The 25,867-nt window shown below is 50.0% G+C and carries 12 protein-coding genes; 3 read left to right on the plus strand and 9 right to left on the minus strand.

From position 1 onward, the window contains the following. Positions 1-3 precede the first annotated feature (3 nt). Both KK083_RS14620 and KK083_RS14625 read right to left on the minus strand, forming a co-directional pair. Positions 4-3,276, minus strand: a complete 3,273-nt coding sequence (locus KK083_RS14620; RefSeq protein ID WP_254163995.1) for a SusC/RagA family TonB-linked outer membrane protein — start codon at positions 3,274-3,276, stop codon at positions 4-6. A 466-nt stretch (positions 3,277-3,742) separates the two neighbouring features. Next, positions 3,743-4,438, minus strand: a complete 696-nt coding sequence (locus tag KK083_RS14625; RefSeq protein WP_254163996.1) for a FadR/GntR family transcriptional regulator — start codon at positions 4,436-4,438, stop codon at positions 3,743-3,745. A gap of 243 nt (positions 4,439-4,681) precedes the next feature. Between KK083_RS14625 and KK083_RS14630 the strand changes: the two genes are divergently transcribed. After that, positions 4,682-6,154 carry a sulfatase gene (locus KK083_RS14630; protein ID WP_254163997.1) on the plus strand — a complete coding sequence of 491 codons (1,473 nt, stop codon included), beginning with the start codon at positions 4,682-4,684 and terminating at the stop codon, positions 6,152-6,154. 98 nt (positions 6,155-6,252) lie between these two features. Here the strand turns inward: KK083_RS14630 and KK083_RS14635 are convergent, their stop codons facing one another. Then, entirely contained in the window at positions 6,253-8,640 is a 2,388-nt protein-coding gene (locus KK083_RS14635; protein ID WP_254163998.1) for an ABC transporter permease, read from the minus strand. Between the two features lie 167 nt (positions 8,641-8,807). On the opposite strand from KK083_RS14635, the gene KK083_RS14640 reads away from it, so the two are divergent. After that, on the plus strand, positions 8,808-9,695 hold the full coding sequence (locus tag KK083_RS14640; protein ID WP_254163999.1) for an AraC family transcriptional regulator: 888 nt from the start codon (positions 8,808-8,810) through the stop codon (positions 9,693-9,695). Between the two features lie 35 nt (positions 9,696-9,730). Here the strand turns inward: KK083_RS14640 and KK083_RS14645 are convergent, their stop codons facing one another. The 5 genes from KK083_RS14645 to KK083_RS14665 all read right to left on the minus strand — a co-directional run bounded on the left by KK083_RS14645 (position 9,731) and on the right by KK083_RS14665 (position 21,584). Next, positions 9,731-11,395 (minus strand): family 43 glycosylhydrolase, encoded by a 1,665-nt coding sequence (locus tag KK083_RS14645; protein WP_254164000.1) that lies wholly within the window; start codon positions 11,393-11,395, stop codon positions 9,731-9,733. 3 nt (positions 11,396-11,398) lie between these two features. Further along, positions 11,399-14,965 carry a glycosyl hydrolase family 28-related protein gene (locus tag KK083_RS14650; protein WP_254164001.1) on the minus strand — a complete coding sequence of 1,189 codons (3,567 nt, stop codon included), beginning with the start codon at positions 14,963-14,965 and terminating at the stop codon, positions 11,399-11,401. 147 nt (positions 14,966-15,112) lie between these two features. Next, positions 15,113-16,402, minus strand: coding sequence for a DUF5013 domain-containing protein (locus KK083_RS14655; protein ID WP_254164002.1), 1,290 nt, complete (start codon positions 16,400-16,402; stop codon positions 15,113-15,115). Between the two features lie 24 nt (positions 16,403-16,426). Further along, a complete protein-coding gene (locus KK083_RS14660) occupies positions 16,427-18,367 on the minus strand; it encodes a RagB/SusD family nutrient uptake outer membrane protein (protein WP_254164003.1) in 1,941 nt (646 codons plus the stop codon). A gap of 13 nt (positions 18,368-18,380) precedes the next feature. Then, a complete protein-coding gene (locus KK083_RS14665) occupies positions 18,381-21,584 on the minus strand; it encodes a SusC/RagA family TonB-linked outer membrane protein (RefSeq protein ID WP_254164004.1) in 3,204 nt (1,067 codons plus the stop codon). A 636-nt stretch (positions 21,585-22,220) separates the two neighbouring features. Here KK083_RS14665 and KK083_RS14670 point away from each other — a divergent pair. Then, positions 22,221-23,360 carry a hypothetical protein gene (locus tag KK083_RS14670; RefSeq protein ID WP_254164005.1) on the plus strand — a complete coding sequence of 380 codons (1,140 nt, stop codon included), beginning with the start codon at positions 22,221-22,223 and terminating at the stop codon, positions 23,358-23,360. A 97-nt stretch (positions 23,361-23,457) separates the two neighbouring features. On the opposite strand, the gene KK083_RS14675 is transcribed toward KK083_RS14670, so the two are convergent. After that, positions 23,458-25,728, minus strand: a complete 2,271-nt coding sequence (locus KK083_RS14675) for a GH92 family glycosyl hydrolase (protein ID WP_254164006.1) — start codon at positions 25,726-25,728, stop codon at positions 23,458-23,460. Positions 25,729-25,867: the final 139 nt, after the last annotated feature.

The raw sequence follows: 25,867 nt of genomic DNA on the forward strand, positions 1-25,867 counted from the left end.
TAATTAAAGGGTGATTTTGAAACCAAAGTTGAATTGTCGTGGACGGGGATAAGAGCCCTGGTCGGCACCGGTGTAGACCTCCGGCATCAGGCCATCGTATTTTGTGATGTAGCCGATGTTATACACACCGCCGTAAACATCCACTGCCTGCAGCCTGGCCTTTTGTGTCAGCGAACGCGGCAAAGTGTAGTTCAGCGAGACTTCGCGGAAGGCGAGGAAATCACCTTTTGAGAAGTAGAGTGAATTGTTGGTGGAATATCCGCTGCTGGTGCCCAGGCCGTTGGTTGCGCGCAAGTGGTTGCGGTATCCGTAGTCGGCATCGCTCTGCACCGTGTACTTGGGAATGCTGGCAATGTCTCCCTGCTCTTTCCACACTTTGTCGCTCAGTACATCTTTCAACGTCATGTTGTTGTTACGCGCGCTGGCCAGTGAACGGCCGCGGAACGAGTTATCGATCACGTGGCCGATGGCGTAGTCCGCCACCACCCGCAGCGAAAGCCCCTTGTACCGGAAAGTGTTCACAATACCGCCTGTTTTATCAGGACGGATATATCCCATGAACACCATGTCCTCCACGTCGATCCTGCCATTGCCATCTACATCCTGCCAAATGGCATCTCCGCCTTTTTTTACCCGGCCATTGGCGTATACGTCGTAAGGAGCATCTGCCGCATCGGCATCCGTAGCATAAACACCGATCATATTGAAGGCCCAGCGTCCGCCATAACGTTCACCTTCTGCCAACCCTCCTACTTTCTTATAAGATTGTGTTGCAGGGTCATATATCGTGTTGCCACCGATCCGGTTCTTATCTTCGCCGTTGGTTGGCAGTTTTACCACGGTAGACCGGTTGAAGGCAAACGTAAAGTTTACGTCCCATGAAAAGTCAGTGCGCTCAATAACGTTGGCCGCGAGCTCAACTTCGAAGCCCCTGCTCCTCAAGGTTCCATAATTGCTCTTGATGGAATTGAAACCTGATGTGGCATCGACCGGCAGGTCAAAGATCCTGTCACTGGTCAGCTTGTTATAGTAGTCCAGCAACAGTGTGACCTTATTATCGAACAAGCCGATGTCAACACCTGCGTCAAACGATGTTGTGGTCTCCCATACGAGGTTGCTGTTGGCCATGGTGGTATTCAGGATACCGATCTGACCCATGTAGTTCAGCGGAAAATCCGTACCCCCTACGTTGAGCACACTGCTGTAACGACCTTGTGTATCGTAGATCGACAGCTCGTTGTTACCGGTCTGTCCCCAGCTGGTGCGCAGCTTGAAGGTTGAAACGCGGCGACTCATAGGCTCCCAGAAGTCCTCGCTGTGAATGTTCCAGCCGGCAGATACGCCGGGAAATGTTCCCCATTTATGCGAGGGCGTGAACTTCGATGATCCGTCACGGCGCAAGCTTGCCGAAAGCAGGTACTTCTTGTCGTAGTCGTAATTGACGCGTCCGAAAAAGCTCATGATGGCATCCGAGCTTTCCGTAGACGAGATCTTCTGCGTAGCGGCTGCCGTGGCGTTCAGTGTGGGAACGTTATCCGTCGCTGCTCCGTATCCGCTGCCGTTCAGGTTATAGGTGTAGTTGTTGATGTAACTGAAACCCAGTACTGCATTGATGCCATGCGCATTGAAATTTTTGTCGTAGTTCAGCACGGCATCTGCCTGGCCCTGGCGGATGTACTCATGTTCGGCAGAAGCATTCCGGTTGATGTTCACTTCGTTGTAGGCTTCAAAACGGTTCTGAATTCCTTCCGTGGTGAACCAGTAAACAGCGGGTTTGAAGCTGAGCTCGGGCAGAATGTCCCAGGTGAGTCCGGCGTTCAAAGTATTGCGGAACACCCTGTTGTCGTTGTATTTGTCACGGTAGTAGATCTCATGGTTCCGGTTGCGGAAAGAGGTCACGCCTTCACCCGGCGCCGGTGTGCCATCTTCATAGGTGAGGCGGTAGGTAAAGGGCATGGTCACAGACCGGCTCAGCACGTTCTGATAATTGCTGAGTCCATTGGAGTTCCTGTACTGGAAGCTTGCGTCTGCATTGACCTTCACTTTGTCGCTTAGCCTGTACGTAGTGTTCAGCAGGAAGCTGTAGTTCTTATACCAGGTACCGGCCACGATGCCGTCCTGGTTAAGGTGACCCAAGCTGGCATAGTAAGTAGCTTTCTCCGTGCCACCGCTGATGCTCAGGTCGTATTCCTGGCGGTGCGCGGTCTGGAAGGTGACATCCTGGTAATTGGTTTCCTTGAAGATCAGCTTCTTGCCGGTGACGGGGTCGGTCATGGTCTCCCATCCCTGGTTATCGATGAGGTCGGTAACATATTCCTGGCCGTAGTTCTGAATATAGGTATCGAGGAATTCGAGTGTATTGCGGCTGTTGCGCGGATTACCCGTAGACATACCGTAGGTTCCACCCGTCAGGTACAGGTTGGGGTTGGTGGTGTTGTAGTTCATGATGTTCCGGCGGCTCACTTCGATGTATTCACGCGCGCTGGTAAAATCGTAGGTCTTGCCCTGCTTTTCGATGCCTGACGTGTGTTTGAAAGTGATCACCGGCCTGGTGCTGATCTTGCCTGATTTTGTCTTGACGATGATAACACCGTTTGCCGCCCTTGCTCCATAGATAGCTGTTGAAGCAGCGTCTTTCAATACCTGGATCGATTCGATGTCATCGGGGTTGAGATCGCTGATGTTGCGCATAACACCCACCACACCGTTCACGATGATAAGGGGGCTGTCGCCTTCGGGTGACGTGGAAGCACCGCCGCGAATGAAGATCTGCGGGTTGGCGCCGGGTTGTCCGTCAGAGATCTGCAGTGACACACCGGCAACCTTGCCCTGTAACTGTACGAGGGGGTTGGCGCTCGGCGCATTCCGGAACTCCTTCTCATCAACTTTCGATACCGCGGTGGTCATGGTGGCGCGCGATTGCTCACCGTAACCGATCACCACCACTTCGTCGAGTGAAGTGATGTTGGGTGACAGAACAACATCCACGGTAGTGCGGTTGTCGATCGATACTTCCGTGTCGGTGAATCCGATAAAAGAAAAGATCAGCACGCCGTTCGGGTCCTGCACTTTGAGTGAATAACGTCCTTCGGCGTCGGTGATCGTTCCCTGCGAGGTTCCTTTCAGCAGGATGCTCACACCAGGCAACGATTCGTTCGTCTCCGAATCGGTCACCCGGCCTTGCACCACCAGATCCGTGGCCTGGCCATAGCCCGCATAGCACTGCAGCAGCAACAGGGCTGCTAAAATGGCTTTTTGGTAAAAACTTCTCATCATAAGGGTAAAGGTTGACGGTTATATTGTTCTATGGTACTTATGTAGTACATAATATTTAATGTAATGATAGAAGCCCCTGTTCATAAATCCAAACGATTCCGGAAAAATTTAAAACGATTGCGGTGAAGTGGAGGGGCGGCTTTGGAACGCAGAAATGCAGAAATTAAGGGGATTTAAGGGATTTTGTCCGCTATATCCTACGGAGACCGTTGTCCTGAGCGATGAGTGTGGATGGACTGTGGGAGCGAAGGACCCTCCTGTCGTTTACTGCGTACTTAGTTCGTGCATCTGCCTTGTTGTAAGCATTTCGTTTCAAGGGGATTCTTCACTCCCTCAGCCAACCGCGCATGCCTCATTCAGAATGACGGATATAACACGATCCAGCACAACGAAATCTGAATGTAAGGAGCACTATTGTCAACTGCCCCCGATGCCAATCGGGGATTTGTCAACTGCCAATTGATTCTCACAGGTGTTGAAAATGCGGCGAAAGGTGTTTCCGCATGGCATTGGGAAACTCTTCGGCATTGTTGCTGTACAGGATCTTGACCAGGTCGGCGTGGGTCACCGATCCTACGGACGTATGCTGAAGCTTTGATTCGTATTCTACTACATATTCAAAGACAGGAAGCAGGATCGTCTGGAAACGTTTCAGCGTATCGTTACCGGCCATTTCATAGAGGGTGGAGTGGAAATCGAGCTCACAACGGATCTTTTCGATCTGGGTGGTGGCCTTCCGCTCGCGTTCAACAATGGCATCGAGCTTCTTCAGATGGACTTCGGTTTTACGGGCAAAGATCAGATCGCCCAGGCCTACTTCCAGCACCAGGCGGAGCTCGAACAGCTGCTTTCTTACCTGCTCATCCAGGATCGCAGGGTGAAGGATCCGCTCCAGGCCCTTCATTACGTCCGGGCGTGTGAGGATCATGCCGCGTTTCTTTTTAGAATCGATCAGTCCCAGCATCCGTAACCGGCTGAGCGCCTCCCTCACCACATTGCGACTCACCCCCAGCGCATCGGCCAGCTCCTGCTCCTTGGGAATGGCATCGCCAGGGCGGATCGCTCTCTTAATGATGTATTCGTGCAGCTGCGCCTCTACCTGGTCGGCCATCGTCAGTGATGCGATCGGCTGAAGGGTATACAAATCCTGGTCACCTTTCATGGGTCTCTATATTATTTTGTTGCCGTAAAATTTATGTAATACATAAACAGCGCATAATGATAGTCTGGCGGCAACTCTCCGGCAAGGGATTCATTAAATATTTAAAAAATCACCCGCTAAAACCACCAACTTGCCCGTTGGACCACCATTATGTATAACATAACCAATTTAAGTTAAATTACCCGCAAATTCAATGTCCGCAGCGAAGGTGGACCACCAATGCACGATAAACCCCTTAATATAATGAGTGGAATCCGTACTTGCAGACCCGTGAAGGCCTTGACCACCATCACATTCACCTTTGTGCTTTGTGTGACAGCGGCTGTGTGTGGAGCACAAAGCACGGCGCGCAAAAATGTGCTCTTCATTGCCGTTGACGATCTCCGGCCAGCGCTGGGATGTTACGGCGACAAGGTGGCCATCACACCGCACATCGATCAGCTCGCCGCCGAAGGTATGGTGTTCGACAAAGCCTATTGCCAGCAAGCCGTCTGCGCACCCTCGCGCACCTCGCTGATGACAGGGCTGCGTCCTGACAAGACGAAAGTATGGGGACTGAACACACTGTTCCGTAATACCATGCCTGAAGTGATCACGCTTCCGCAGTTCTTCAAAGCGCAGGGATATCACACCGATGCTGTGGGAAAGATCTATCATGATCCCAAGTCACACCAGGATCCGGCATCGTGGTCGGGAAAGACGGTGCTCACCATCACACAAAACGGCGCAGGCAACAAATACGTGCTGCCTGAGAATCTCTCTTCGAAAAAAGGTGCTTCCACGGAACGCCAACCTGTTGCCGACAGCGCTTACATCGACGGCAAGGTAACAGACGCCGCACTACAGCTTCTTCACAAAGTAAAAGACACACCTTTCTTCCTGGCTGTGGGATTCCGCCGGCCTCACCTGCCCTTCACGGCACCGGACCGCTACTGGCGCATGTATGATACTGTGAGATTCAAACCACCGATCAATTCCGGGCCGCCGACCAACGCACCTGCTATTGCATTTCACAATTCGCAGGAGCTCAGGGGCTACAACGACATCCCCAACAGTGGACCGCTGCCTCCCGAAACCGTTCGCAAGCTCCAGCATGGCTACTATGCCGCGGTGAGCTATATCGACTTCCAGGTAGGCCGTCTGCTGCAAGAGCTCGAGCGGCTCAACCTCAAAGACAACACCATTGTGGTACTGTGGTCAGACCATGGCTTTCACCTGGGTGAGCAGGGATTGTGGTGTAAGTCTACCAACTTTGAAAATGCGGTACGTGTACCGTTGATCATTTCCGCGCCCGGCATGAAAACGAAAGGAACCCACACGCAATCGCTGGTAGAGCTTGTTGATGTTTATCCAACGCTGGTCGATCTTTGTGGCTTCCCTGTTCCCGGCAACCTGGATGGAAAAAGCCTGAAGCCTGTGCTGGAGAGTCCGGCTGCCTCCGTAAAATCTTTCGCCCTGAGTCAATTCGTTCGGCCCTACGATGCTTTGTTCAACGATGCCGATATCAAAGCGATGGGTTATTCCTTGCGCACGGAAGACTATCGTTATACCGAGTGGCGTAAGTTTGGCACCGATACAGTGATCGCAACAGAATTATATGATCACAGGAATGACCCGGAAGAAACAGTGAATATTGCCGGCAGCGTAAGCAAAACGAAGCTGCGGAGATTTAAAAACACACTTGAAGGGGTGTTAGAAGAAAGGAGTCAGAAGTAGGTTGTTGGTGAAGAACACCAACAACGGCAAAACGGCACACATCAACAACGGCACAGGGCAAAGGAGTAATTAAGAAGAAGCCCGCAGTCCGGCTCCCCTTATTCAGATCGCAATGACTTTACCGGATTGGCCATCGAAGCTTTTACGGTCTGGAAGCTCACGGTGAGCAGGGTGATGAGCAACGCTCCACCTACAGCTCCGATCAGTGCCAATAACGATATCGTTGTACGGTACTCGAACTGCTGCAACCACTGATCCAGCAGGTGCGCGGCAATGGGAAGTCCGATCAGGCATGAGACGCCGACCAGCACCAGGAATTCTGCGGACAACATTTTCCACAAGTTGAGTACCGAGGCGCCCATGATCTTGCGGATGCCGATCTCTTTCCTGCGTTGTTCCGCAACGAACGAAGCCATGCCGAACAATCCCATGCAGCTAATGAAAATGGCGAGTGTGGCGAAGATGCCGGCCAGCGCGCCGATGCGTTCTTCGGCAGCAAATTTCAGGGCATACTCCTGGTCGGTAAATTTGAATTCGAACGGAACAGCGGGCAGCAGGTTCTGAAACACTTTTTCGATTTTGGCCAGCGCATCGTGAGCGCTCATTTCGGGATTGATCCTGATGTTGATCCAGACCGTATCGTTGTAGCTGAGGTAAAAGACCGTTTGCTTCACCGGTGAATAAGGAGAATCCATGATCATGTTTTTGATCACGCCGATGACCGTGTATTTGCGGCCATTCCAGGTGATCTCTTCATCGACGGGATCCTCAAGTCCCATATACTCGGCCGCAGCTTCATTGAGCACGATGCCTGCCGAATCTGTGGAGAATTCACGCGAAAAATCACGGCCCCTGATGAAGGTCCAGCCCATGGTCTTCCCGAAATCGTGCGTGACGGCCATGGTTGCGAAGTCGTCCTGCAAGTTGGGATCTTTACCTTTCCAGTTAAAGCCGGTAAAGTTGAACCAGATCTCGGTTGCCGGGCTTGATGATTCTGCCATGTCAACAATGGCACCGCTGGCCTTGAGCTCGTTCCGGATCACCTCAAATTTACCCCAGAACTCCGGCGCCGTTTTCCGGATCATGATGAGGCCCTGGCGATCATATCCGATGGGCCTGTTCTTGGCGTGCTGCACCTGCTGGTATACGATGATCGTTCCGAGAATGAGCGCGATGGAGATGGTGAATTGAGTCACCACCAGGATCTTGCGGGGCACCGAAGCGAAACGTCCTGCTTTGAAAGTACCCTTCAATACTTTCACAGGCTGAAAAGAAGACAGGTACAGCGCGGGGTAACTTCCCGACAGCAGTCCGGTGATCAGGATAAAGGCGACGCTCACCAGCCAGAAATACAGGTTGGTCCACGGCATATCTATACGCTTCTCAGAGATCGTATTAAACCACGGCAGCACTCCGGTAACGATGGCCAGCGCTATGATAAAAGAAATTACCACCACCACGAGCGACTCACCCAGGAACTGCGAGATGAGCTGCGTCCTCACGGAGCCGACTGATTTGCGGATGCCCACTTCCTTGGCGCGCTTCTCTGAACGGGCGGTGCTCAAATTCATAAAATTGATACACGCCAGCAGCAGCACAAAGGTGCCGATGATGCCGAACAACCATACAAGCTCGATCCGTCCACCTGCGGCCTGCCCGTCCTTCCATACCGAATACAAATGCCACCGGCTCATGGGATTGAGGAACACCTGTGGCTTTTCCCTCGCAGCCTGCTCTTTGCTGATCTTGCTCACCTTGATGTCTTTGATCTTCTCCGAAACCGCCTCAAAGGTTGTGGTGGGCTGAATCTCGACGAAGATACTATAACCGTTGTTATTCCAGTTGTGCTCCTGCACTTTCATCCACGGGTTGGACGTTACCCAAAAATCCCAGGTGGAAACAAAGTGAATGTTGTTCAGCTTTGAGTTGGAAGGAAACTCCTGATACACGCCGGTCACGCGTACATCCAGCGTATTGTCGATCTTCAGCATTTTGTCGATCGGGTCCTGGTCTCCGAAGATGGCACGGGCACAACTTTCCGAAAGTACAATAGAAGCGGGATCTTTCAGGCTGGTCAGCGTACCCTTCAGCATATTGAAGGAGAACATCTCCAGTCCTTCGCCGTCCATGAAAGTACCGCTCTGTGAGGTCTTGTGATCATCGATGGAAAGGATGTGATTCATCGGCCACCACGCCATTACCACATGTTTGAAGTCGCTCTTATAATTCGCCTTGAGCTCGGTACCCAGCGGCATGGGCATGGTCATGGAAGTGCTGACCACATCATTGAAGGTCTGGTGCTGGTATACCTGGGCAATGTGCTCATAGTTCTTGTGATGCCGGTTGTATGACAGCTCATCGTATAGCCACAGGCCGATCAGCATCGTTACGCTGATGCCCACGGCAAGGCCACTGATATTGATAAGCGAGTAGCCTCTGCTCCTGGTAAGGTTACGCAAAGCGATCTTGATGTAGTTGCTGATCATAACAAAGATGGGTTAAAGGCACACCAGCGTATTCAAGTTACATGCCAGTATAAGATTCACCCGCAAGCGCAGAATCAAAGCCTGGCGGGCGTTTCCGTGTTCATAAGCGAGATCACTTTGTGCGAATGCGGGCATTATTAAAAAGAACGATACCTTTGCTTCGAAGTATGGCAAGATCTTACAAGAACAACGAAGCGCCGGTATATGCGCTCGACGCTTTTAGTAAAAAGGCGCATGACAGCGCTTTCTACATTGAAAAAATGGAGACGCACCTGCACGATCACAAATTCATCAGCAAACCACACAAGCACGATTTTTATCTGCTGCTCTATATCACCCGCGGCGGCGGCACCCATAACATCGATTTCAAAACATACCCGGTATCACCCGGCAGCTTTTTCCTGATGACCCCGGGCCAGGTGCATTCATGGAACCTCACAGCGGGAACCGATGGCTTCATCATTTTCTTTCTGCCTGCCTTTTACAAGATGCAGGCCGTGGAAAACAACCTGGTGGCCTTCCCTTTCTTCCACTCGCTCAACGCCAACCCGCTGGTACAGCTTGAAGGCGAACAGCAAAAGGTGATCAGCTTTATGATAGACCGCATGTACGATGAGTTCAAAGCTGAAACTCCGATCGATCTGCGCATCGTCAGAAGTTACCTGGAGATCGTGCTGCTGACCCTGGGCAGGAACTACCCGGCGGAGATAAAAGACGACCAGCCAGGCAAAAACACCTACAAGATCAGGCAGCTCGAGCAGCTTATCGAAAAGCACTACATCAAGAAGAAACAACCCCGTGACTATGCGGATATGATGAACCTCTCCCCCTCCTACCTCAACACCATCTGCAAGGACGCGCTGGGCAAAACACTCACAGACCTGATCTCAGAAAGGCTGATCCTGGAAGCGAAAAGATTGTTCTCATATTCCGATCTGAATGTGACCCAGGTAGCCGGCAGGCTGAACTTTGCTGATCCTTCTTACTTTACACGTTTTTTCAGGAAACATAGCGGCGTTACGCCGGAGGAGTTTAGGGAAGGAGTAAGGAGTTGAAAGTTCAAAGTTGAAAGTTAGAAGTTAAAAGTTAGTTAGTTTCTGGTGATGATCAATTTCCTGACCTGAACAGTGTTTTCAGAATAGATCTTCAATAGATAACAACCTGGGTTGAATCTACTAACGTCCAATAAAATCCTGTCTTTATTTGTCCTGTTGTCCAATATTTCAATTACCCGCCCCCTCATGTCGAAGATCGCTGTACGCAAAATAAAAGGATCTTGTTCGGGGCTCTCAATAGTCACTTCCGTGGAAGCCGGATTTGGATAGACCTGGTGTGTAATGTGCGTCTCAAAGACGGAAGTAATTACGGCTTCTTTCTCGATTGTGATCTTGTCGATATTGAAGCCACCGGTTTCCTCAAACAATTGAAGAATATGTGTCCCGGCATCCAGGCTGATTCCTTTCGTCGGGATCGTACGGTAATTCTGCCATCCGCCTGTATTAGGGATCATCACCGAACCAGTGATATCATTTCCATCCAGCTTGTAACGAACACTGCTGTTGTTATTGGGTGAGGCCGCCACGGTCTTGATGGTGTAAGTGGAATTCTCTGCAACATTCACCGTGTACTCCATCCATTCTCCCCCATTGGTCCATCCAACATTATAATTTCCAGGGCTGTTCATCTCAACATCTACGCCTTCATCCTTGCGATAGGCATTACCGTTGTTCGCGACCTCCGAGTCGCTATACGCTTTGCCCTGGCCTCCCAGGTCATAATCTTCTGCTTCAATGGTTCCCGGGATCGGCGACGCATGCTCCGGATAGGGTGTTCCGTGCGCACGTGTTTGCCTGATCAGTTGTATGGTACCATCTTCATTATAGAACAGCGGGTCGACACAAATGGAACGCAGCCACGGATTTCCTGACAGGATACTGTTGTGATAAAATGCATACGACTGGCCTTTGTACTCGATGATGGAGCCATGATTGGTCGGGCTTCCTGTCGGTTTGATATAAACACCTTTGTAAGTCCATGGACCAAGCGGACTGTTGCTCACGGCATACCGCAGTTGATTTCCGCCGGATGGATTATTATCCGCATACGAGAGATAGTACTTACCATTATACTTGTGTACCCATGTGCCTTCATGAAAATCCTGCAGGCCCTGCATGGGTTTCATGCCCCCATCAATTTCCATCATATTGTCTTTCAGCTTGCCCCCTTCGCATTGACCACCTCCACCGTAATACAGGTATGCCTGTCCGTCGTCATCAACAAAGACGCAGGGATCGATCATTGATTTCAACCCTTCGATGTATCCCTGCACTTTAAAATTGGCTGCCGGTTGAGAACTGGTTGCCACGCCGATCTTCCAGGTAGAATTCCATTGATCGCCGCTGCCCGTGGGATGTGGGAAATAAAAATAGTACGTTCCGTTTTTATAGGCACAATCCGGCGCCCACATAAAGCCACCTTCCGGTCTGCCCCAGTCAACATCAGCAGCACCTAAAATTTCTCCATGATCGGTCCAGTGAACCATGTCGTCCGTGGAAAAGACGTGGTACTTATCCATCAGATCGCAGCCTCTGGGTGGGTCGATGTCGTGCGAAGGATATACATATAACCGGCCATCAGCCCAGACGTGAGCCGATGGATCCGCCGTGTAGATACTCCGGATGAACGGATTCTGAGTCTGCGCCATAATAGGCATCCAGCACAAAAACAAAACGAGCACTATTGAAGCTGCTTTCATTCCTTATCGTTTAACCAGTTTTTTTGTCTGTACTCCTTCCGCCGAACGAAACCGGAACAAATAAACACCTGGTGAAAAACCTTCTAACGGCATCGACACCTGGTTCTCACCTGCGTTTGATGGAAACGTTGTTGTTCTCACTGCAAGCCCATGCATATTAAAAACCTCTGCATGAACTTCCTGAGGTTTGTTCAGCCTGTAGCTTATTGTAACACTGCCTGAAGCAGGGTTCGGAAATAACCGCAGCGCATCATCATCCGGATCGACAGGCGCATCGGTACCGGTTACGGCTCCATCACCTACAATCACGTTAAGGTTTGCTTTCCTGATCCCGTCCATCGTGACCGCGGTAATGGTGGCAACACCGGATGCAATCCCCGTTACTTTACCATTGTTGTCAACGGTTGCGATATTTGTTTTACTTGATTTCCAGAATACGATCTTGTTGGCAGCGTCCTCCGGATTAAGTGCAGCCTGAGTCTCGTAAGCACCACCGACCGGCAAAGTTGTTTCTGCTTCTTTCAGGCTGATGCCCGTGACACTGACCGGTAATTCACTGCCGAAGGCATACGCTTCGTGAACCGACCACCAATTGCCTTTCGATCCGGTCTGAACGATCCGTATATATTGCACCGTTGTGGAAGGAAAACTTACAACGGTCATCATATCGGCACCGGCGCCCGACACACCGGGTCCATACCAATCGGTGCCATTATCTGACACAAACAATTGATACTTTTGAGGCGAGTCAGACGGGCTTCCTTTAACATCTAACAGTATCTGCTCTATTTTTTCCGGCTTGCCAAAGTTGATGGTGAACCACTGCCCTGCGGCTTGTGGACCACCGGTATACCATCGGGTTGCCGGGTTTCCGTCAATTGCCTGGACAGCGTTACCTGAATTAACGGATGCTGAAACTTTCCACGCGCTCCGGCTCAGGGCAGACCCGGTTGAAACTTCCGGGGCGTTTCCCATATTGTTCAGCCACAAATCACATTTGGTCTTATCAATCCCCGAAGGATCAACGATGGAAGAATGAATGGAAAGGCGCGGCTCCGTACCGGTTGCCAATAACTGGTTGATGGGATAAATACTGGAAGCCTCTATATGCAACGTATCGCCATTAAGCAAGGCCATTCGTTGCTGACCCGGCTGATTGATATTTACTTGCTGCAGCGTAAGCACACCTTTATCCATGTAAATACCATTGGATGGATTTCCCCAAAAATCGGCATTAAACAACGTAACGCCTGACGTATACGCACCACCTGTTTCGATGTACTTGGTGTTCTGATTGCCAATAGAAACGATCTGTGAGTTCACAAAATCGAAACCATCGGGGCCAGACGCTTTAATCACAAGCGCGTTTCGCGAGCCGTCAATTCCACTGCCGATACTCAAGCCTGAAGGGCCTGTTCCATCGAGATCGCTCAGGACCACGCCGTTGTTGGAGCCATAGTGAAAGTCGTTGTACAGCAGCTGATTTTTACAATTGCCCAGGATCATAAAATTGAAATAGGCAAACCCATAATCATAGGCGGGGCCTCCATCGCCAACAGAATTCGGCCAGCTTCCGTATTTCGATTCGTCACCCGCCGCATAGGCTATCACGTTGAACTGTGTGTTGTATATTTTTCCATTGGTTGTGCCGCCACCCACCCGGATGCCCACATCAAATGCGTGACCGGCCATGTAATCGATATAATGGTTGTCGCAGCGATAACTAAACAGGTCCACTCCTTTGTGAACAGCACGCATGCCGATGTTGATCATGTAAGTGTTGCTGCCCGTTGCCTGTATGCAGTATGGATATTTTGCAATCGCGGGTAACTGGCTGATCAACTGTTCGGGGTAATTGAACACAATGCCACGGATGCCGCTACCAGCCGATAACTTGAGAAAGGGCTCACCGTCGGGATTATTTTTATCGGCATAAACTTCCAGGATACTCCCCGGGCCAGTGGGCGTGGTGCTTACATCAACAGAGCCTTTTAACTCAACGTTTGAAGGAACAACCAGATGCCCCAAAACCTTATATTTCCCGGGAGGGAGGAACACCACACCACCGCCATCGGCAGCAGCCTGATCAAGCGCTGACTGAATAGCGAGGGTATTATCAGTGGTGCCATTGGCCACAGCATTGTAGGGAGCATCAGTTGCCACATATAATTTGATACGGGTGGGCTTGTGTGTCTCCGCCCTCACCTCCATTATCTCAGGTAGTGATTTGGTGCTAACCGGTGTGTGGTCGACAATGTTTTTGAAGATCGAACGCTGTATGATCTGCACGGGTTGCGCAAACCGGTTGCCGGTGATGATCGCACGTGCGTTTCGGGTGATGTTGATCTGAGGAGCAGCGTTTTTAAAATCAGAGTCTGTTACCGTAAAAGTACCGCCACTTACATTCACGGCGCCGCTATTGATATCCGACTGCAGCATCATCAAACGAGTGCTGGCAGACTCATCCACCAATATGGCATTCTTTGTAGCGTCAAGCGAACAGGTATGAAGCTGCACTACGCCCGATGCCGAGTTCTGAACGGCAATGCCTGTTTCACATTTCACGGTTTTAATTCCCGTACACATTAACCCAACAGAATTTGCCGCGCTGATATCGAGGCCCGTTTTACAGTTGGTAAAGGTCATCGAATAATTGTGTCCGTTCGGCTGCGTGCCAGGACTGGTAATGGACTCGACGGCGTGAAAACCTTTATTGTAACCTTCAATATTTACAAAACAGGTATACGACCAGTCATTCCTCCGCATCACAATTCCCGTCCCGTTTTCATAGATCCATGCTTTATGGTTTCCGCCGATGGAGGGAGAATTGGGCAATCCTGAACCTGCCCAGTAGTCGGGAGAAAAATCGATCCATTCGATGCGTCCAACGTCCACGATATTGTCTATTTCGATACCTCTTGACAAAGGTGTTCCGTAAACACCATTGATGGTAGGACACGTCCCGCCATTCTTTCTTGAGAAAACAATACCGGCATACGAATTTATCAGCGTGATATTTTTGGCGTTACAGTTCTCATTGCCAAAATAGTTTGGTTTACCGAACTCGACCGTGGGAGGATAAGGGGTGATGTTGGATGGTGTTTGTTCGGGATACCAGATCACAAGATCCATCACTGCCGATGAAGGTTCCATGGTAATAAAAGGCGTTGCCTGCTCGTCACCCCTGCCTGCGTACGCCATTAAAATTGTTCCTGCGACAGGCGCGCCTCTTTCGGGTTTCTTCCATTCGCCTCTCAGCGTAATTCCTTTGGGAAGCATCAGGTTGCCTTTTATCACGTATTGTCCCTCGGGCACAAACAAGGTCCCGCCACCCAAAGCTCCCAACTGATTGAGCGCATTCTGAAATTGTTGCGTAACATCGGTAACACCATCTCCGGTAACGCCGAAGTCTGCCACGGAATAGGCGATCACAACATTGTCAATGGTTGGATATTTTGTATCGACCAGTCTCCAGTTCTGTGCAAGTAGTGTAGAAAATGAAAAGAGAAGAATAATGCTTAGCCAAAGCGTTGCGAATGATCGTGTCTTATGTTTTGGTATTGGCTTCATTTTATCAATGCGTTTTCGCTCAGCGCCGTTGCTCGATACAAGCTACGGGGAGACAGCCATTTTTATTATTGGGGGAAGAATGTAGCAACAGATCTGGAAAAAGTTGTCCATCACCGGAGCGACGGACAACTATTTACCCAATTACCCTTAATCCACTTTTTCCAGTTTCAGCCAGGATGGCCTTACATTTTGTTCCGTACCGGTGAAGCTTACAACAAAACCAGCCGATACTTTTTTAGGAGCACTCAGGAAGAACTCAATACTTGTTGATCCGCTATTTGCAAGCCCCGCAAAGTTGGTAGAGGCTAGCGCAGTAGACAGGTTTTCAATATCCGGCAACGTTTCACCCTCTGTCGCGGCAATGTACCTTGGATCGTTGCCGTTGTTACTGATGATGGGATTATCTCCGGCAAGACTCATCGTGAGCTTGTAGGCTCCGGCAGGAAGATCGAACGTCTGATACAGTTTACCGTTAACGATCGGCGTTTCACCAGCGCCCCAACGTTCAAACCCAAGACTCTTTTTATCATTGGCCGCTCCTTCCCATCCACCATCATAACCACCCATTCCGTTCCTGGTGCGCATGGCTGCATTCGTGGTCCAGCCCGACAAATTTCCCCAACGGTTGCCATCCCACTCAGAACGGCTGAAGGGCCATTGTGCATTATTGAAGAAGTTATCAGGTACCTCCGTGGGATCGTTCTTGGCATCTGCCGGTACTACTACCTTGATGATCTCTGTGTAGTTATATTTCCTGTTTGCATCGTTGACGTTGGCGCCCAGACGCACGTAATAGGTATAACCAGGTTTTACCGGAAGCGGTCCTACACGATAAATTTTGCTCGTTTCAACATCACCAACCTCTTCCATCCACGACTTGTTGATCTGCTTCCGTTGGTTGTTATACTCGGGTATATCAATAAAATTCGATGCACCTGAAAATGAGTTGAGACTCAAGAAAGGTTTGATCTCAACAAGGTTGGGAAGCCCATTGCGGATAGGTGCTTTCAGCTGACAGCTCAAGGTCAGTTTCAAACCATTCAATGTGGCTTCAAAACCCTGCAGCTGCAAGTACGGGATAACGGTGAAATTCTGTTCTGTATTTCCGTTAAAGACCACATCTTTCAATGTATCAACCGGCCAGAAAGGACCACCGTACGGAAGCATATCATACCGGCCTGCAAAGAGCTTCGTGTTGGTATAGGTGCCATCCTGTTTCACGTTCAGTGTTTGAGGCGTGGGGGCCGATGCCGTCCAGGTTCTTTCCCAGATGCGAATACCCCAGTCTCCCTGTGTCGTCAGTAAATTTTCGCCGGTGTATGAATCGATGATGCGACCGCGCACCGTTACATCGGGCTCGCCCCAGTTGTCTACCTCCATGCAGGAAGTAGCCGCCACCAGAAGTATGCTGAGCACTGTATATATTATCTTTTTCATAGTATTGATCTCAATATTTAACAATTAATACAATGGATTTTGCGGCAGGAGGTTTCTGTTCTTACCAATCTCACCCCAGGGAATCGGTTCATAGTAGCATTGCTTGGAGGCTGTCCAGCTCCTGTTCCACCGGTTGATCTCATCCAGGTAAATGTATTTTCCTTCATTGGCCACGAAGTAACAGCTCAGCATCCGGTGACGGAACTGGTTCAACACCTGGTCGGCAGTTCTCCAGCGGCGCAGATCCCACCACCAGTGATTTTCTCCATACAGCTCGCGTATGCGTTCATCCCGAATGAACTGCAATGACTTCTCGATAGAATAAGGATAGTTCGCCTTGTTGATGGTGCCGATATTGGATGTGGTCATATCAATGGCAGGGCGAGCCACTTTGGAACCGGCGCGGATCCGGATCTTTTCTATGTAATTGAAAGCTTCGTTGCGGTTACCCAATTCGTACAGGGCCTCAGCTGAGTTCAGGTAGATCTCTCCCAGTCGGAATACAACCCAATGCTGATCGCTGCGATATTCGCGTACATCGCTTGTTGCCTGCGCGGGATTCACATATTTACGAATGAACGCCGAACCCCATCCATTGTTCTCGCCACCCTGGTCCTCGAAATTTCCATGGGTGCCGGCGATGGTATACGTCACACCGTTGATGGCCGTGGTCCACCCTCTTCCTCCTAAAATACGGTTGTCACCAGCATTGATCGGTGCTGCGCTGCTACCCTGTTGTGCATCGGCAGCCAGCACATTGAATTTTTTGTAAATGCCTCTTTGGATGTTGAAGGTCTTGCCACGCAGCTCGTCACCATCAAAAAACATAGTACCCAACGCACGGGGCTCCATCTCATTTCTGATGTCGCCACGGTTGTTGAAACGAACCGGTGTTCCATCGGGGTTTACAACGGCCGGCATATCATATAGCTCTATAAAGTCCAGCGGCGGATAACTTTCTGCGCCAACAAATGACGACATATCCGGAGAAGGAGACATCAACGCATCATAGCTGTGACGCAAACGGTTATTGCCGGGAGACGTTATATCGTAGCTCTTAATAAAAATGCTTTCGGAAGATGTGGCATCCAGGAAAAGATCGGCAAAGTTTTTTGCCTTGTCCGGATAACCCCTGGTGTACAATGAATAAGGACCTGCTTCCACAACTTTTCCGGCATCGACGCAGTACTGAAAAAATTCATTTGCCTTCGAAGCATCCATGCCAGCCATACCGGCGCTCGTTGCTGCTTCACCCTGAAAGCCCAGATACTGACTGTATTTTGCAATAGAGCCTGCATAGAGCATGGTGCGCGACAACAACGCTGCAGCAACATATTTGTTTGCGCGGCCGGCTTCACTCGTCGCATCCATGTTTTGGATGGCAAAGGTCAGATCTTCATAGATAAATTTCCAGGTATCGTATTCTGTATTCCGGGGTACTTCCAACGTTGCCTTATCAGCCAGGGGATTCTGTACCGTTTTAATGAGGGGAACACCACCGTAACGTTTCGCAAGACCGAAGTAATAGAACGCCCGTAAAAAATGCGCTTCACCCTGCAGGTTGGCAAATACTTTATCGGTGTAGTTCTTCTGATACTTGGGGAAGTTCTCGATAAAGGTGTTGATGTCACGTATCCGATCGTAAGGCCAGTAAGCAAAACCATCGTTATCAACCAGCACCCACGTGTTATAAAATTCGCCACTCATATTTCCCTGGCTGTTCTTACCCTGCTCCCAGTAGTTATCCGGACGGTATGCCGATGCGCTACCTGAATTGGTTCCGTAGTAAAGAAAATCTTCGATGGGAAGATTGTTATAAATAGCCGCGAAGTACTTCTTCACACCATACTCATTGCCGAAGAGCTCGGGTTCACCCAGGATACCTTTGGGTTCCAGGTTCAGATCCTGGCAGGAAAAGATCCCGATGCCCAAAAGTGTTATGTATATTAAAAATTGTTTTTTCATAGCTAAGTTCTTTTCAGAATTTGACAGTTGCTCCGATCGTATAACTCTTGTTCACAGGGTAATTGTAGAATTCAACGGTTGCGGCACCGGTCACGCCTGGCATCGCTGACGCGGGACGTTCAGGGTCTGTGTTCTTAAGTCCGGTAAACGTCAGCAAATTGTATCCGCTCACGTAGAACCTCAGATTCTTCATCCCGATTCTGGAGAGCCATGCATCGGGAAGTGAATAACCGAGCTGTGCGGTTTTTAAACGCATGTACGATGCATTCTGCACGCCGTTGGTACCGGTGCGGCGGCCGTCATGGCCTGTAACCGGGTAGTAGCCACTCACCCACTGTGTGCTGGGGTTAAAGTAATCCGCGTTGGGATCTACCGGATGCCACCGGTCCATAAAATAGTCCAGGGTATTTTGGCCGCCGAAAGGCAATGCCTCGGTGAGCACTTCAGCATATTGCACGTAAACACCCCACGCGCCTTGAAAATCCAGTGCGAGGTCAAGTCCTTTCCACGCTCCTCCAAGAGAGATACCGTAGTTGAACACCGGGCGGCCAATGGAAGCAATAGGATGCTGATCGGAATCATTGATCACGCCATCACCGTTCCAGTCATTCAGCACCCAGTCTCCGGGCAATGTATTCTGCCCCAGCGGAAGTCCATAGTTCTGGATCTGGTCGTAGCTGGTGAGCTGTGTTTGAGACTCGTTACCCCACCAGATATCATTGTAACGTCCGCTGGTGCGGTTTCTCCACCGGTCATACGAATTACCCGCCGGCGTTTCAAGCCATCTGGTCCGCATGCTCTTCGTGGCAGAAAGTTGTCCACCTACATAGTACTTAATATCCTTGAACGTGTTATCGTACCTCAAAGCTATTTCATATCCGAAGTTCCGATCGCTGTTGTAGTTGATCTCGGGCAACGTAGCGCCTACCGTTCCGGGGATCACAACGTTGCTGACTGCTTTCAAACCCGTGCGGTCGCGCTTATAAACGTCTATGCTACCGCTCAGTTTCTGGTCGAGAAGTCCAAAGTCGATACCAGCGTTATAGGTCTTTGCTGCGTACCAGGTCAGGTCAGGATTGGTGATGGGAGAAGGTGATACACCACCGGTCAATACGGAGCCATAGATCCATCCATATTCATTGCCATTCAGGTTGAAACCGCGTGCAGGAGGATAATTGGAAAACTCGCTATCATCAGCCATCTCTCCATAAGAAGCTCTTAATTTCAGGTTGCTCAGGAATGCAAAATTGTTTTTGATGAAACCTTCTTCACTCAGGCGCCATCCTGCTGAAATGGAGGGGAAGAAACCATAACGGTTGGCGGCAGGGAAACGCGAAGATCCATCACGACGGAATTTGAAATCCAGCAAGTACTTACCCTTGAAATCATAGTTCACCGAACCGATGAGCGACCTGGTGGCCCGGTCATACAGATCTCCGGAAGTAGCCTGCTGACCTTCCGATTCACCGGCAGACAGGTATTCCGAATCCACCAGCAACCGGCGATAGGCATTGAACCCATCCCAGCTATTGTATCTTTCTTCGTAGATCAAAAAGCTGCTGACATTGTGGTCACCAAAGCTGTGGTTGTAATGCAATCCCAACTGCATGTTGGTGCTGTACTGAAGATTGATCGACCTTGTAATGTCTGAAGGTGTGTTCCTTGCAATCGGTGAATAAGTATCGGCGTCCGGGTTATAACGATACAGCTCGTAGGCGCGTTTGTAACTGGTGAAATCCGGTAAGCTCGGAGAATAATCATAAACTCCTTTGGCCGACAATCCTTCCACGCCGGGGATCTCATACTCGAGCGTAAGCGTTCCGTTGTACTTTCTATCCTTGGTGATGTTATAGCCCACATAATCGGCATCGGTCTGCACGATCATGTTGGCACCTTCATTCAACAATTGAGAGTCGCCATTGGGGTACTCCGGGTTATCGTTGGCATAAAAAGGAGCATCAGGACGGGTTAACCAGGTGAGCTTGTAAGTTGTCCAGCCCGTTCCATTCGGCTGGTGGGTATCGACCATGATGGCGCCCAAAGAGATCCGCGCACTCAGCCGTTTGTTAATTTGAGCGTCGATATTGGTACGCATGTTCCAGCGTGAGGAATAATAATCGCCGCTTTTATAGGAGCCATCCTGCTTGGAATAACCGAGGTTGAAGAAATACCGGATTTTTTCATTTCCGCCATTGACCGTCAGATCGGTCTGATTTTGTGGCGTGGTCTTCTTAAACACCTGGTCAAACCAATCATAGGATTTTTTAGTACCGTTACGGTATTCCTCGATCTGGGCATCGGTAAACATGGGGTTTGTGCGCACGACGTAGTTCTTCCCGAAGTCCTGCCAGTTCTGTTCATTTCGCAACGTCATGTAATCGACGGCGCCGACACTTTTCGGCACGTACAGAAATTGTTGCCAGGATACGCTGGAATTTAAAGTGACATCAACTTTTCCTCCCGGGTTTACCACACCTTTTTTAGTAGTAACCACCACCACACCGTTGGCGGAGCGTAAACCATAGACGGCTGCGCTGCCATCTTTCAATACGGATACACTTTCTATTTCTTCGGAGCTCATGCGCGCGAAAAAATCCTTATCGCGAACAATGCCGTCGATCACAAACAACGGATCGCCCATGCCGCGAATGTCGATCTGTGTATCGTAGGCGCCCGGTGCGGCACTCTTTTGTACGATGCGGACACCTGGCAATTTGCCGGTCATCGCGTTCAGCACGTTTTCGTTTTTGGTACGAACAATGTCCTTGTTCTCGATCACCGATACAGATCCGGTCAAGGTTGCTCTTTTCTGTGTGCTGTAACCTGTGACAACCACTTCGCCGAGGTTTGTGACATCGGCTACCAGTGAAACATCGACTACTGAAAGGTTTGCAACGGTGACCTTCTGAGTCACATAACCTATAAAGCTGAAGATCAGCACCGATTCGTTGGAGGGGACCACAATTTTAAAATGTCCGTCATTGTCAGTCACCGTCCCGTCTGACGTCCCCTCGATCAATACGCTTACACCAGGGAGCCCTGAGCCACCTTCCTCGGTAACTTTACCGGTAATTTCCCGGCCCTGCTGACGGATCTCGGCAGGCTGCCTGATCTCTGATGGCGCAGTAGCCGTGATTCCCCAGACCGGCGCCGCCTGCGCTGGAGCCATGGAGGACCAGACTAGAGAAATAAGCAAAAACATGTAGATTTTACTCATAAGAATGAATTTTAAGGTTTGATTTGGAATTCTGTCACCGTTTGCGATTTGGGTTTCAATCGTTATCGGTTAGTCAAACCTAGGCGGGATCAATTAATTTTCTATTAAATCCCTATTAATGCGAGATTTTTTAGAAAAAACTTCAAAATAACACGTTGAGAGACCGGGTCGTCCGGCCACTGAGCATCGACAGCATCGTCATTTAAATATGAACCTGATTGTATTAAAATAGGCGGGATCAAGCGCCCGGAGTGGTTTTGTCTGAATCCGGAATACATAAAAAGTGATCGGTCATCGACTCAATTTCAATGATCATCACCCGCTTTTTCGAACCGTGGTATAATTTCAATAAAAACCATTCGGCCAGTCATTTTAAGTCAAAATTAATTCTGCTTTAATAGGGTCGGGCTTATTTCGAACGCAGAACAAACGTATACAGCCATGACATCAGGAACAGGATTAACAGGATTTTCAGGATTAAGATCAGGATTAGCAGGATTTACACGATTAACAGGATCAACGAACAGGATTTTTATAGGGCTTATAGTCTGTCTTCTGCTGGGGATAAATTTTGGATACGCTCAGAACCTTGTGAGTGTGAAGAGCTTTGGCGTGACGCCGGCTAATTCGGCGGAGGTGAATAAGGTCAATTTGCAGAAAGCGATTGACTGGGCATCGACGGTGGGCGCGGCCATTTTTATTGAGCCTACGGATGAGCCTTACCCGATCGCCGGGGGGATCATTTTAAAGAAGAACACATCGCTGGTGGGTGTCAACGGACCGACACCGAGGGGCACAATTCATCCTTCAAAAAAACAACCTGTGGGCAGCGTCATAAAGATCACCGACCAGGCGCGCGCATTTATCACGGTCGAGTCCAGCACACAAATAAAAGGGATCCAGTTTTGGTACCCTGAGCAGACCCTTGATAATCCTGACTCCATTATTCCGTATCCGCCAACCATTCAAGTATCACAAACAAGCCACACACAGGGTGTCTATCTTTCGTGCCTCACGTTTTACGGCGAGTACCTGGCGATGGATTTCAACGCCCCGAAACGATTTCCCTGCGAGCTGATGATCTTTGAACATTGTTACGGTTATCCGCTGAGCGGTCAGTTCATCCGCATCGACTACTGCTATGATGTGCCCAGGATCCTCCATTGTCACATCAATCCCTCCGTTCAACGTTTTATACGGGGCGGATTCAGCCGCAAGGTGGTGGATGCCGTTATCGCGAAGAAAACTTTTGCCTACGCGATCAATCATACGGACAATGCACAGCTGATGGACCTGTTTACTTTTGGCACTTATGGTGGGATCTTGTTGGATGATGAAAGCTATGGGCAATTGACCAACTTCAATTTTGATTGCGTTGCTGTTGGCATTCATAAAAAGGGATCGAATACAAAAAACAGGAACTGGCAGATAGCCCAGGGCTCAATTATTGCCAACTGCGGAAACAGCGTGCGCGATGTTCACCCGATCATCATCGAGGGCCAGGGACATACATCGATCACCAACGTGGAAGCCTTTTCCGGTGGTAATGGGGCTTTGACCACCGTGCCGGAAAATCAATCATGGGATTATATGCTGGTGAGAGGTGAGCAAAAATTGACGATCAGTTTGTTCGGCAGCCGAATGCGCAATTACGTCTCGGATCAGCCGTTCACCATCGAAAACAAACAAGCCGTGATCCAGGCGGTTGCCTGCGTGGATAAGCATGAAAAAGAATACGAAACAACCATTGAAAGTCCTGACTACCACAGAAAGTAGAAACTATTGAGGACACTCTATTAAAAAAGAAAGGCTTCACGAGTGAGGCCTTTTCTTTTTCAGGTAATAGCTTTCGTGACGATACCGTATCTCGTACTTACGGTCTAACGGGTTGATCACTCATAGTGAATTCCAAAGTGCCACCTTTCATGAGGTCTGCATGTGAAAAGAAAGGTGTACGCAAGACTTTGCCGTTGAGCTTCACCTGTTTCACATACTTTGTGGCGGCGTTGTTACCCGGCGCCCTGATCACAAACTGTTTTCCATTGCCGAGCTGCAACGTCACTTCTTCAAACAGCGGACGGCCGATGGTATAAACAGGATTTCCGGGGCTCACCTGATAAAATCCGAGGCTGCTCAAAATATACCAGGCCGACATTTGTCCACAGTCCTCATTTCCTGACAGGCCATTCTGATCGTTGAAGTACAAACTGGTGAGGATGCGGTCCACAAGCTCCTGTGTTTTCCAGGGCTCGCCTGCATAATTATAGAGATAGGCGATGTGGTGACTCGGCTCGTTGCCATGCGCATACTGGCCGATGAGTCCTGAAATATCGGCGGATGAATTTGTGCCGTCGATCGCAGAATTGGTGGCGAACAGGCTATCGAGCTTGTGAATGAAGTTTTGTTTTCCGCCGTGCAGCGCAACCAGGCCCTCCACATCGTGTGGAACAAACCACGACCACTGCCAGGCATTGCCTTCCACATACTCGTCTTCACGGTGATTGGAGAAACGTGGATTGAATGGCTTTTTCCAGGTACCATCTGAATTTTTACCACGCATAAAACCGGTACTTGTATCGAAGTACAACGCGTAACGTTTCGAACGTGCCATGAATCGCTCGTAGTCAGCCTTCTTACCCAGCGCCTTCGCCATCTGTGCGATGCACCAGTCGTTGTAAGCATATTCCAGCGCCTTGGATACAGACTCGTTCTCACGGTCGCAGGGAATGAAGCCCAATTCCTGGTTATAATATTTCGCGCGTGGCATCAGGTTGCGCTTCACTTCGTCATCCGGGAAAGAAATCGAAGTGGTGTCGTATGTGGATGAATGAACGATGGCCTCATACGCTTTTTCCACATTGAAATTCCTGTATCCTTTAAAATAGGCATCCACAATCACCGGCACGGCGTGATAGCCGATCATGGTGCCCGTTTCGTTCGACGACAGCTCCCACATCGGCAGCACGGCACCTTCTTCATATTTTTTCACCAGCGCCCTCACCCACTCCTCATTCATAAACGGGTTGATGATGGTCATCAGCGGGTGGAAGGCGCGGAAGGTATCCCACAGGGAGAACACCGTATAATTCTGCGATCCGTTGGCCTGGTGGATCTTTTTATCCATGCCGCGGTAACGTCCGTCAGCATCCGTAAAAACATTGGGGCTGATGGCGGTGTGATACAAGGCCGTGTAAAAAATCTTGCGCTGGTCGGGGGTTCCGCCTTTCACCTCGATCTTGTCGAGCCAGTTTTTCCAAAGACCGGAGGCTGTGTTTTTTACAGCATTGAAGTCCCAGCCGGCGATCTCACGCACAACGTTGTTTTTGGCACCTTCATAATCGACACCGGAGATCCCGACCTTCACCATCACTTCACCCGCATTCGCGAAATTCAGCAACGCCTTGGCCCCGGCCTCACGAACAGACCGCTCCTTCGCATCGGTCAGCCGGTCTTTCACAGCAAGGCTGTAAGTGAAAGGTTTCGAAAAAATGGCGTGAAAGAAAACACGGTGGTCCCTGGCCCATCCTTTGGTGAGCTTGTAACCGCGGATCTCATATTCGCTGATCACCTCTATCTCGTTGACCTCGTTGTGGTGGCTCTGCAGCGTGTGCCCTACATCGATGATCACACCTGCCTGGCTGCCGGCGGGATACGTGTACCGGTGCATGCCTGCCCGCGCGGTGGCGGTGAGCTCTGCCTTCACTCCGTAGTCCTGAAGAGTCACGGTATAATAGCCGGGCGAAGCTGATTCTGTTCCCGGCGTTTTACGTGAGCAATATCCCGCATCCGGATCTTCGGCGGTTCCCTGCACGAGCTCCTGCTTGCCGGTGGTGGGCATGAACAGGATGTCGCCATAATCACCGATCCCCGTTCCGCTCAGGTGCGTGTGCGAAAAACCCAGAATGGCCCGGTCGGAGCTGTGGTAACCCGAGCACGCATCCCACCCGTTCAGCCGTGTATCAGGACTGAGCTGAACCATGCCATACGGTACAGTGGCGCCGGGAAAAGTATGGCCATGCCCGCCCGTTCCGATAAATGGGTTGACAAGCTCCATTTTGCTTTCTCCGGCGAAGGATCTTTTCAGTGGCTGCGCCATGGCTGGGATTGCGAGCATGAGCGCGATAACAATTGACACGGTCTTCATCTTTATTTTTTGATTGGAAAGCCGTGAAAGTATCGCGCCACGCTTAAAAAGGAATTAATATCCTATTAAAGGAGATGCCGCAGGCGAATTTTGAATTCGAATTCTACTTTTTTTTGAATAAATTGTAATCCTGTGATAA

Source organism: Chryseosolibacter histidinae, assembly GCF_018598225.1.
Taxonomy (GTDB): Bacteria; Bacteroidota; Bacteroidia; order Cytophagales; family Cyclobacteriaceae; genus Chryseosolibacter; species Chryseosolibacter histidini.

What these genes read in the sequence shown, in the direction of transcription:
- KK083_RS14620 (WP_254163995.1), bottom strand. Translation starts at nt 3,276, where the DNA reads ATGATGAGAAGTTTTTACCAAAAAGCCATTTTAGCAGCCCTGTTGCTG.
- KK083_RS14625 (WP_254163996.1), bottom strand. Translation starts at nt 4,438, where the DNA reads ATGAAAGGTGACCAGGATTTGTATACCCTTCAGCCGATCGCATCACTG.
- KK083_RS14630 (WP_254163997.1), top strand. Translation starts at nt 4,682, where the DNA reads ATGAGTGGAATCCGTACTTGCAGACCCGTGAAGGCCTTGACCACCATC.
- KK083_RS14635 (WP_254163998.1), bottom strand. Translation starts at nt 8,640, where the DNA reads ATGATCAGCAACTACATCAAGATCGCTTTGCGTAACCTTACCAGGAGC.
- KK083_RS14640 (WP_254163999.1), top strand. Translation starts at nt 8,808, where the DNA reads ATGGCAAGATCTTACAAGAACAACGAAGCGCCGGTATATGCGCTCGAC.
- KK083_RS14645 (WP_254164000.1), bottom strand. Translation starts at nt 11,395, where the DNA reads ATGAAAGCAGCTTCAATAGTGCTCGTTTTGTTTTTGTGCTGGATGCCT.
- KK083_RS14650 (WP_254164001.1), bottom strand. Translation starts at nt 14,965, where the DNA reads ATGAAGCCAATACCAAAACATAAGACACGATCATTCGCAACGCTTTGG.
- KK083_RS14655 (WP_254164002.1), bottom strand. Translation starts at nt 16,402, where the DNA reads ATGAAAAAGATAATATATACAGTGCTCAGCATACTTCTGGTGGCGGCT.
- KK083_RS14660 (WP_254164003.1), bottom strand. Translation starts at nt 18,367, where the DNA reads ATGAAAAAACAATTTTTAATATACATAACACTTTTGGGCATCGGGATC.
- KK083_RS14665 (WP_254164004.1), bottom strand. Translation starts at nt 21,584, where the DNA reads ATGAGTAAAATCTACATGTTTTTGCTTATTTCTCTAGTCTGGTCCTCC.
- KK083_RS14675 (WP_254164006.1), bottom strand. Translation starts at nt 25,728, where the DNA reads ATGAAGACCGTGTCAATTGTTATCGCGCTCATGCTCGCAATCCCAGCC.